10 protein-coding genes are annotated in these 9,343 nt (G+C 70.0%); 3 read left to right on the forward strand and 7 right to left on the reverse strand.

What is annotated here, in order from left to right; translation table 11 throughout:
• Positions 1–207: 207 nt before the first annotated feature.
• Complete coding sequence (locus CcI156_RS22985; RefSeq protein WP_076808186.1) at positions 208–1,053, forward strand: IS5 family transposase; 846 nt, start codon at positions 208–210, stop codon at positions 1,051–1,053.
• 29 nt (positions 1,054–1,082) lie between these two features.
• Positions 1,083–1,799 carry a transposase family protein gene (locus tag CcI156_RS22990; protein ID WP_256382313.1) on the forward strand — a complete coding sequence of 239 codons (717 nt, stop codon included), beginning with the start codon at positions 1,083–1,085 and terminating at the stop codon, positions 1,797–1,799.
• A 524-nt stretch (positions 1,800–2,323) separates the two neighbouring features.
• Here the strand turns inward: CcI156_RS22990 and queF are convergent.
• The 7 genes from queF to rsmI all read right to left on the reverse strand — a co-directional run bounded on the left by queF (position 2,324) and on the right by rsmI (position 7,414).
• Entirely contained in the window at positions 2,324–2,695 is a 372-nt protein-coding gene (queF, locus tag CcI156_RS22995; RefSeq protein WP_076808192.1) for a preQ(1) synthase, read from the reverse strand.
• 77 nt (positions 2,696–2,772) lie between these two features.
• Positions 2,773–3,639: a hypothetical protein gene (locus tag CcI156_RS23000; protein ID WP_076808178.1), complete on the reverse strand. Its 867-nt coding sequence runs from the start codon at positions 3,637–3,639 to the stop codon at positions 2,773–2,775.
• The gene (queD, locus tag CcI156_RS23005) at positions 3,636–4,010 is read right to left on the reverse strand and encodes a 6-carboxytetrahydropterin synthase QueD (RefSeq protein ID WP_011437762.1); all 375 of its coding nucleotides are present in this window, start codon (positions 4,008–4,010) and stop codon (positions 3,636–3,638) included. The genes CcI156_RS23000 and queD overlap by 4 nt, the downstream gene beginning before the upstream one ends.
• The gene (gene queE, locus CcI156_RS23010) at positions 4,010–4,648 is read right to left on the reverse strand and encodes a 7-carboxy-7-deazaguanine synthase (RefSeq protein ID WP_011437761.1); all 639 of its coding nucleotides are present in this window, start codon (positions 4,646–4,648) and stop codon (positions 4,010–4,012) included. The genes queD and queE overlap by 1 nt, the downstream gene beginning before the upstream one ends.
• A 1-nt stretch (position 4,649) precedes the next feature.
• Entirely contained in the window at positions 4,650–5,360 is a 711-nt protein-coding gene (queC, locus tag CcI156_RS23015) for a 7-cyano-7-deazaguanine synthase QueC (protein ID WP_076808194.1), read from the reverse strand.
• A gap of 2 nt (positions 5,361–5,362) precedes the next feature.
• Positions 5,363–6,499, reverse strand: a complete 1,137-nt coding sequence (locus CcI156_RS23020; RefSeq protein WP_076808180.1) for a tRNA guanosine(34) transglycosylase Tgt — start codon at positions 6,497–6,499, stop codon at positions 5,363–5,365.
• 36 nt (positions 6,500–6,535) lie between these two features.
• On the reverse strand, positions 6,536–7,414 hold the full coding sequence (gene rsmI, locus CcI156_RS23025) for a 16S rRNA (cytidine(1402)-2'-O)-methyltransferase (protein ID WP_175637658.1): 879 nt from the start codon (positions 7,412–7,414) through the stop codon (positions 6,536–6,538).
• Positions 7,415–8,374: 960 nt separating this feature from the next.
• Here rsmI and CcI156_RS23030 point away from each other — a divergent pair.
• The coding region (locus tag CcI156_RS23030) for a radical SAM protein (protein WP_139341583.1) at positions 8,375–9,343 on the forward strand (969 nt) is incomplete at its 3' end.

The following is a 9,343-nucleotide window of genomic DNA, read 5'->3' on the forward strand; positions in this document are numbered from 1 at the left end:
GGCCGCTTCACGTCACGGCGACACGCCGGCCCACCCCAAACCACCAGCGACTATCACACAGAGTGACACCCGAAGGTTAAACGACAAGCTGAGAAGGTGTTTGAGAATGCCCGCTGGTGACGGTGTGTGATCTTCCGGGGTGCGCGATGGGGGTGCACTCGTCGGATCATGGCCGGGTGGGGGTGGCTGGGGGCTGACGGTGGACGGATGGCVCATGCTCACCGTCATCGGTATCCGTCGGATCTGTCGGACTCGCAGTGGGCTCTGGTCGGGCCGTTGCTCCCGCCGCCGGCGGCGGTGTGCCGGCCGGAGAAGCATGATCGGCGTGATCTGGTGGACGCGATCCTGTATGTGGTGCGCTCGGGGTGTGCGTGGCGGGCGTTGCCGTCGGACTATCCGCCGTGGCAGACCGTGTACTACTACTTCGCCCTCTGGCACGATCTGGGTGTCACCGAACGTGTTCACGACGTGCTGCGGGAGCAGGCCCGCCGGGCGGAAGGACGCGATGTCGAACCGTCGGCGGGGATCATCGATTCCCAGTCGGTGAAGGGCGCCGACACCGTGCCCGCCTCCTCCCGCGGCTACGACGCCGGCAAGAAGGTCAACGGTCGTAAGCGGTTCATCGCTGTGGACACGATGGGACTGCTGCTGGCCRTGCTCGTGGTCCCGGCCAGCACCCATGACACCGCCAGTGGCCGGCAGCTCCTCCTCGACAGTTTCTTCGCCGGCCGGCGGCTACGGCTCGTATTCGCCGACGCCGGGTTCGCGGGTGTCTTCATGGACTGGGCCGCCCGGATCCTGACCCTCACCCTGCAGGTGGTGCGCAAACCCGCCGGGCAGAAGGGCTTCTCCGTCCTGCCACGTCGCTGGGTCGTCGAACGAACGTGGTCGTGGATCACCGGCTACCGCCGGCACGCCCGCGACTACGAACGCCGCCCCGACCACGCCGAATCCCTCATCCGCTGGGCCATGATCGCCACCATGGTCCGCCGCATCGACCGGCGCACCCCCGCCCAGCGGCCCGGACCCCGACCGCTACAGAGAATCATCTAAACGACGATCTCAAACACCTTCTGACGGCGCTGCTCGCCGACGACCGCGAACGCCACGGGAACTGGCGCAAGGTCCCGGCCCGTGACCAGGCACTTCTTGCCTTGGCCCACCTGCGCAACGGAGACACCTACACCCGCCTCGTCGAGGGATTCCAGGTCGGGGTGGCCACTGTGTGCCGCTACGTCCACGAGGCCGTCGCGCTGCTCGCCGGCCGTGGCCGGACCCTGCTCGCCGCCGTCTGGGCCTTCGCCTGGTGCCGGAGCAACTTCCTCATCCTCGACGGCACCGTCATCCGCATCAACCGGATCCGCGCCCACAACAGGCTCTACTACTCCGGCAAACACAAACACCACGGCGTCAACCTCCAGGGCCTGATGGACCCCTACGGCCGGATGATCTGGATCTCCGACGGACTGCCCGGATCCACCCACGACATCACCGCCGCGAGGTCCCACAACATCCTCCACCTGATCAACCAGGCGGAGACGATCTACCTTTACGCCGACAAGGGCTACGTCGGCGGCGAGAGCGAACAACTCCTCACCCCCCGCAAGAAACCCCAGAACGCCGAACTACCCGACGCCGACAAGGAGAAGAACCGCAGCCTCTCGGCCACCCGCGCTGTCGGCGAACGAGGATTCGCCGTCCTCAAGAACTGGCATGTCCTCGACCGGTACCGCGRCTGCCCCCGCCGCGTCGGCACAATTTCCCAAGCCATCCTCGTCCTGACGCACGAAGGAATTTAGGAGAACCGAGGATGGAAAACGCTCATGGCACAGCGGCTCCTTTGGAAGAAGGCGGCGGGGATTGCCTTCGGCCCGGCGTCGGCCCGACGAAAGGCAGTTCTGAGCCAACTCCGACGGGCTGGCTTTTTCCCTGACAGGTGTGGCGAAGCCGCTGACATGCCACTTTTCTCTGGCCGTATGGGTCGGCACGGATTCTGACGGAAGACTGGTTTATCAGCTGACGTGTGGGGGTGTCAGCGACGAGGGGAAGATGTTCATCCGGGCGCCGTTCCGGCCATGTGGCTCAGAAGGAGAAGCCGCTGGCGATCGTGGCGTCTCCCACGCCGCGATGCCGACGGCGGTCCGCACCCCCGGGCAGTGACCCTGAGTCCGGAGGCGAAAACGCGGCAGCCGTCGACCAGGGTGACCGCGCTCCGCGCGGGAGGCACTCCGGGCAGGAGCGCCGTCCGACGAACACGGTGCGTGCCGTCGTAGGGGCGCTGGTGAGCTCGGCCGAGGTCCAGGACCGTCCGGCAGGGGCGGGGTCAGGCCTCGCGACGGTAGGTGCTGGAGGCCGCCAGCGCGATGCCGCCCCGGGCGTTGAAGTTCACGGTGACGGTGAGCTGCACCGGAGCGAGCGCGGCCACCAGATCGTCACGTATCAGGGTGGCCAGGTGTTCGTGGAAGATCCCTTCCTCCCGGAAGGTCTCCAGGTAGAGCTTGAGGCTCTTGGTCTCCAGACCACGCCCGCCCGGCCGGTAGTCGATGCGGATCGTCDCCCAGTCCGGCTGGCCGGTGATCGGGCACCGGCAGGTGAACTCCCGGCAGTCGATCCTGATCTCCTGCGAGGTGTCGTCGATCGGGAACGTCTCCAGGGACCGGTCGGCCTTCGCCTCCGGGTTGCCCAGCTTCGTCAGGGCCACTGYCGCATCACCGACGCTCCCTCTCCCGTTCCCGCACACCGGCACCGCTGACGAGCATAACCCGCCGATCCTCAGCCCTGGTGCGCCCGGGTCGGGAGCGCCTCGGGCGACGACATGTCCTGCGGCGACCGGCCGAGGACGACCAGCTCCTCGGTGCTCAGCCGCACCCGGTCCACCGACCAGCCGCGCCGGTCGGCCAGCCGCTCCAGCTCCTCCTGCATCGGCGGCGCGAAGACGGCCGGCCGCCCGTTCATCGCCCGGGTGGGGAAGGAGACGGCGACGTGCCGGGCGTCGACGGTCTCGACCAGCCGCAGGCCGCTGCCCCGCCGACGGTCCTCCAGGCAGTGGTAGGTCTTCAGCAGCAGTGCCAGATCGGCCCGCGGTGGGGGACCCTGGRCCACCACGTCGTGGTGGACCACCCAGCCCTGCGGATGCACCATGGCGAGGAAGGCGTTGCCGATCTCGACGAAGTCGGCGTTGAGGTCGTAGCCCGTGTACGTGGCGTCACAGGTCTCCAGCAGCCAGGGGACGGTGAGGACGTTCAACGCACAGGCGATGTCGACAACGGTGTCCGGGGCGGGCAGGATCGACAGCAGCGCGGGGTAGAAGTCGTCCAGGTCGGCAAGGCGCTCGGCGGTGGAGACGTGCCGGGCCAGCACGGCCCGGCAGCCGGCCTTCAGGGCCTGCGGATCGCCGGTCGGCAACCGTGCCACCTCGCGGCGCAGCACCGCTGTCCGCCCGCTCAGCAGGTGCAGGGCGGCGACCCGGTGCAGCCGCACCCGGGCCCGGTGCTCGACCGGGCCGGTTCCCCCGGCGCTCGCCTCCTGCTCCACGACATGGGCGATGGTCTCGGGGTGCACGCCCCGGTACTTGGCCGAACGGGCGATCCGGGCGGCGGCCGCCGCCACGGCCTCCTGGTCGGCGCCCGGCGGGGTCACGCCGGTGTCCGGTCCGGCTCGTCACCTCGGTAGATGCACCCCGACGTGCAGGTCTCGCGGACGGTGACCGCGCTCAGCGGGAGCTCGCCGGCCAGCCGGTCCCAGATCCACCGGGCGAGGTTCTCGCTGGTCGGGTTGTCCAGGCCCGGCACCTCGTTGAGGTAGCGGTGGTCCAGCTGGTCGTGCAGCGGAGCGAACGCCGCCCGGAGGTCGGCGAAGTCCATCACCCATCCAGCCCGGGGGTCGACCGGGCCGACCACCTGGATCGCGATCCGGAAGGAATGYCCGTGCAGCCGGGCGCACTTGTGACCCTCCGGCACCTCCGGCAGGCGGTGCGCGGCCTCGAAGGTGAACTCGCGGAAGATCTCCATCAGCGGATCCCCAGGATCTTGTGGGTCTGAATGCTGAGCCTCCAGCGTGGGTGGGCCAGGCAGTAGTCGAGCGCCGCCCGGGTGTTGGCCTCCCGGTGCGGCCCGTCCATCGGCTGCAGCAGGTGATGGCCGAACTCCAGGCCGGCGAACAGCTCCGGTCCGGCGCCGGGCTGCGGGAAGACCAGTTTCAGCTCGTCACCGGTGGTCAGCCGCAGCGGCGCCCCCGCCTTGGGGGACACGCACACCCAGTCCAGCCCGGCCGGCGCCGGGCAGGTGCCGTTGGTCTCGACGGCCACTTCGAAACCTCGTGTGTGCAGGGCGGACACGGCCGGGGTGTCGAGCTGCAACAACGGCTCACCGCCGGTGCAGACCACGTAGGGCAGTGCCCCGGGGGCATCGGACGGCCACCGCGCGGCCACGGCGTCGGCCAGGTCGTCCGGGGTGTCGAACACGCCGCCGTCGGGGCCGTCGGTACCCACGAAGTCGGTGTCGCAGAACTGGCACACCGCCCGGTGACGGTCGCGTTCCCGCCCGGTCCACAGGTTGCACAGGGCGAACCGGCAGAACACCGCCGGGCGGCCGGACCGCACGCCCTCCCCCTGCAGCGTGTAGAAGATCTCCTTGATCCGATAAACCATGTCAGCCCCCCGCCGGGTCAGGGACTCCCACCTCGGTGAAACCACGCTCCCGCAGCGAGCAGGAGTCGCACCGCCCACAGGGCCGGCCGTCCGGCCCCGGGTCGTAGCAGCTGTGCGTCAGCCCGTAGTCAACCCCGAGCGAGAGACCAAGGCGAATCGTGTCCGCCTTGCTCAGGTGCATCAGCGGGGCATGGACCGACAGGGTGCGCTCACCCGACACGGTGGCCTTCGTCGCCAGGTTGGCCATCGCCTGGTAGGCGGCCAGGTACTCGGGACGGCAGTCCGGGTAGCCGMTGTAGTCGACCGAACTCGCGCCGATGAACACGTCCCAGGCACCCGCGGTCTCGGCCAGGGCCAGCCCGAAGGACAGGAAGATCGTGTTCCGGGCCGGGACATAGGTGACCGGGATCTCCTCCGCCGTTCCGGCCGCCGGGACGGCGATGGTCGGGTCGGTCAGCGCCGACCCGCCGAAGACCCCCAGGTCGATGTCGACCACCACATGCCGGACCACCCCGAGCGCGGAGGCCACCCGCCGGGCCGCGGCGAGTTCGACCTCGTGCCGCTGGCCGTAGCGGAAGCTCAACGCGTGGCAGGCGAATCCCTGCTGGTTGGYGATGGCGAGCACGGTTGCCGAGTCCAGCCCCCCGCTCAACAGCACCACCGCGGCGGGTCGGGGGTCCGTCCCTCCGACCGCGCCCCGGGTCGGGTTCACCGTCACGTGTCGTCGTCCCCAATCTCGGCCGGGCCGGCTGCCAGCGCGCGCCCGCCCGCCCGCAGCTGCTCGATAAGTCGAGTGTAGAAGCGCAGGTTGTGCAGCGTGGCCAGCCGGTCGGCCTGCCCGTCCCTGACCCGGAAGAGATGGTGCAGGTACGACCGGCCGTACCGGGTGCAGGTGGGGCAGTCGCAGGTGGGACAGATCGGCTCGTCGATGCGATGGTTGCGTTCGTCCAGGATGTGGACGTTCTGGTAGAACGACCCGTCGGCGGCCAGCGGGGCGTTGTTGAAGGCGTACAGGCGACCATGCCGTGCGTCCCGGGTGGGAATGGTGCAGTCGAACACCCACCGGCGATCGATCTGGCACAGCGCCACGAGATGCTCGGGTTTGCCCACCCCGAGCGCGAAGAGCGGGGCCTCGGGCGGCGTGGACGCCGAGAGCAGGGCGAACATCTCCCGTTCGAGCACGCCGTTGCCGTCCAGGGGCCAGCCGCCGAAGCCGAACCCCTGCGCGCCCGCCTCCACCAGGGCTTCCACGCAGCGCTTGCGCTGGTCGGGATCCGCACCGCCCTGCACCACACCGACCAGCAGCGGCGGGTTCTCCAGCCGGCGCTGCCGACACTGGAGATCGAAGGCGGTACGGGTGTCGCGGAACCAGCGGATCGTGCGGTCGACCGAGGCCACCACCTCGGCCGGCGAGTCCTCCGGACCCGTGCAGTCGTCGAGCGCGATGACGACGCCCGAGCCCAGCCCGAACTGCCACTCGATCACCCGCTGCGGGGTGAGCTCGACCTTCGTGCCGTCGGCAGGATTGCGGAAGACCACCCCGCCGGGGCGGATCGCGCTGTGCTGCCCCTGCCGCCGCAGCAGGGACAGCACCTGGAACCCGCCCGAGTCGGTGACCACCACGCCGTCCCAGGCCATGAAGCGACGCAACCCGCCGACCCGCTTCACCGGCCTGACACCGGGCCGCTGGGCAAGATGGAAGGCGTTGCACATCACCGCCTCGATCSCGACCTCGCGCAGGTCACGGGGATCCGTGCTGCGCACCGCCGCCCGGGTGCCATCCGGCAGGAACGTCGGTAGCTCGACCGTCCCGTGYGGCGTCGCCAGCACGGGAGCCGGCACAACAGGCATGACGGGCGGACTCATCCTCGGCATCTCAGAACCAGTCTAGTCGGCCGGTCCACCCGCGGGCGGGCAGGTACCGGACCGGACCCGGYCCTCGGCCTCCCCGACCAGTGCGTACACCTGGTTGCGCGGCAGGCCGGTGACCTCACGGACCACCTCGCGGGCCAGCCGGGCACCCGCTCCGTGCCGCAGCATCGCCTCGGCGACGCGGTCGGCCAGCTCCGTCTCCCCGGCGGCGGCCCGCGTCCCCGCCCCCTCCACGACCACCGTGAACTGCCCGCGGACCGGCTGCTCCCCGGCCAGCACGGCACGGACCTCGTCGAGCGTCCCCCGGATGAACTGCTCGTCCGGCTTGGTCAGGTTGCGTGCCAGCGCCGCCCGCCGCTCACCCAGCACGGCGGTCAGGTCGGCCAGGCACTCGGTCATCCGGTGTGGCGCCTCGAACAGCACCAGGGAGGCGTCGAGACCGCGCACCTGCTCCAGGGCCGCCCGGCGGGCGGCCGGTCGGCGGGGCAGGAACCCGAGGAAGTGGAACCGGTGTACCGGCAGGCCGGATCCGACGAGCGCGGTGACCGGCGCGCTGGCCCCCGGCAGCGGGCGGACCGGGATCCCTGCCTCGATGGCCGCGGCGACCAGGCGGTAGCCGGGGTCGTTGACCAGCGGGGTGCCCGCGTCCGACATCACGGCGACGTCCGCGCCCTCCTGCAGCAGCGACAGCAGTTGGGGACCCCGCTCCTGCTCGTTGTGGTCGTGGTAGCTGAGCAACCGGGGCGACGTCCCGAGCGGCTGCAAYAGGCGCCGCGCGTTGCGGGTGTCCWCCGCCGCGACCACCGGGACCTGCCGCAGCACGTCGACGGCTCGGGCGGTGATGTCGCCGGGGTCCCCGATGGGCACCGGGACCAGATAGAGCGTGCCCGGCACGGTGGCACTCCTCTCCGGCCCGACTCCGCTTTTCTCCGGCMCGACTCCGCTTTCCGGCCCGACTCCGCCGCCGACGCGGCGGCGMCGCGTTCCTGCGTCGGCCATCCTAGGAGCGCCCTGCGGATCCTGCCCTGCCGGGGTTGCCCGGGACGGGGCGTGCACCTCGAGCACCACACCGCCGCGCGACGCGGGTCACCCGCGACGCCCGCACGACCAGGCCGGGCCGGGCGTCAGGACCGCGGCGGTCGTCTCCCATGACCGCCGGTGTGACCGCCCCCACAGGCCGCTCCCGCCCGTAGCGCCGCCCGCCCCGGAGGGGCCGGATGACAGAAAGACGACAGCACGACGGGGGACGGCAGCCTCACAGGTAAGGGACGTGACGTTCCGTGAGATGGCTTCCCGAGCCCGGGCCGGCGACCGGCCCCACACCGCACTCACGCTCCGTCACGACATGATCGGCCCCGTCCGCCGCGCGGGTCACACCGGGATCGCCGCCGCCCGGCGCCGACCCCGCCGCCCCACAACCCCGCCCCGTCCCACCCCTGACCGCGAAGACCCGACCTGACCAGCGCAAACAATGGCACGGGCAACCCGCGGCCCGACCGGCGGCGCCGACACGGGGAGTTCCCCGTCGTTTCCTGAAGCGGATCGGCGCCTCAGTACCTCCGCGTACGACCCGTGCCTGATCCCGGACAACCATGCCCTCCACAGGACCCCGGCAACGCAGAACTGGTTGCTACGCCAGTCACAGTTCCACCTCAACGTCACCCGCCGTCGTCGCGGATGAAGCCGGTGAGCCACAGTTGACCAATCTCGCCATGTTGTCCTACAGTGACGCAATCGTTGCCGGGAGACAACCCTGCTCTCCACCGACAGTTCCCGACRGCGTTCCCGCACTTGTCGAGATCGCTCGTTCGCGGCCGAATCCGCCCWGGTAAAAGCAATGGGTTTGGGGGAATTTTGGAACAGGTCTATCCGCATACCGGGGTGTGCTACACCTACGGGAACCACGAGCGCGTGTACCTGATCTACACCTATGCCTGCAACGCGACCTGCGCACATTGCCTGGTCCAATCGAGTCCACATCGCCGGGAGAGGTTCGACCTGGCCACCGCGATAGAAATCCTGCGGACGGCAGCCAGGTTCGGTCGCAGGTTCCTCGACCTGGGCGGCGGCGAGATCATGCTTCATCCGGAGGACACCTGTGCGCTCGCCCGCGCCGCCACGGATCTCGGGTACTACGTCTCCCTCAACACGAACGGCTTCTGGGCCCGCACCCCCGAACGCGCCCGTACGCTCGTGAGCCGTCTCCAGCAGGCCGGGGTCCAGGCGATCTTCCCGAGTGCGAGCGCCTTTCACCTGCCGTTCGTGCCGGTCGAGCGGCTGCGCCACCTCCGCCGGGCCTGCGCCGACCTCGGCATGGTGCACGAGCTGAGCTGGGTGGCCTCCCACCTGCCCGACGTGGACGCCCAGCTGCTGGACGACCTGGACCTGGGCGGTGAGACGGTCTACCCCAACAGCCTGACCACCGAGGGCAACGACCCGGAAGTCATGGCGGCTCTCACCAGGCACTACAGCCGGTTCACGCCGGACCGGCTCCCCGACTGTGGAAGTCTGCAACTGGGCGTCAACCCGCGCGGGCATGTGATAGCCACCTGCGAGATGACCAATCTCAACGAGAAGTTCCGCGGCACCGCACTGTTCATCGGAGATTTCACCCGGACGCCGTTCGAGCAGCTCCTGGAAGCCGAACGGGACACGGCCGTGCTGCAGTTCCTCTATCATAACCCGCCGGCCGCGCTGCACGATCGTACGTATTCGGAAATCCCGTTGGGGCATGATCGTGGGCGGCGTGACCGTGGGGCACTCCGCTGGGGTCTCGGGGGTCGGGGTCAGCCGGGAGGCTGTTGCCAGGTGGTGAGGTCCTCG

The organism is Frankia sp. CcI156, assembly GCF_001983015.1.
In the GTDB taxonomy this organism is placed as follows: domain Bacteria; phylum Actinomycetota; class Actinomycetes; order Frankiales; family Frankiaceae; genus Frankia; species Frankia casuarinae.

Coding starts and splice junctions, on each gene's coding strand:
- queE (WP_011437761.1), bottom strand. CDS start 4,648: ATGGTTTATCGGATCAAGGAGATCTTCTACACGCTGCAGGGGGAGGGC.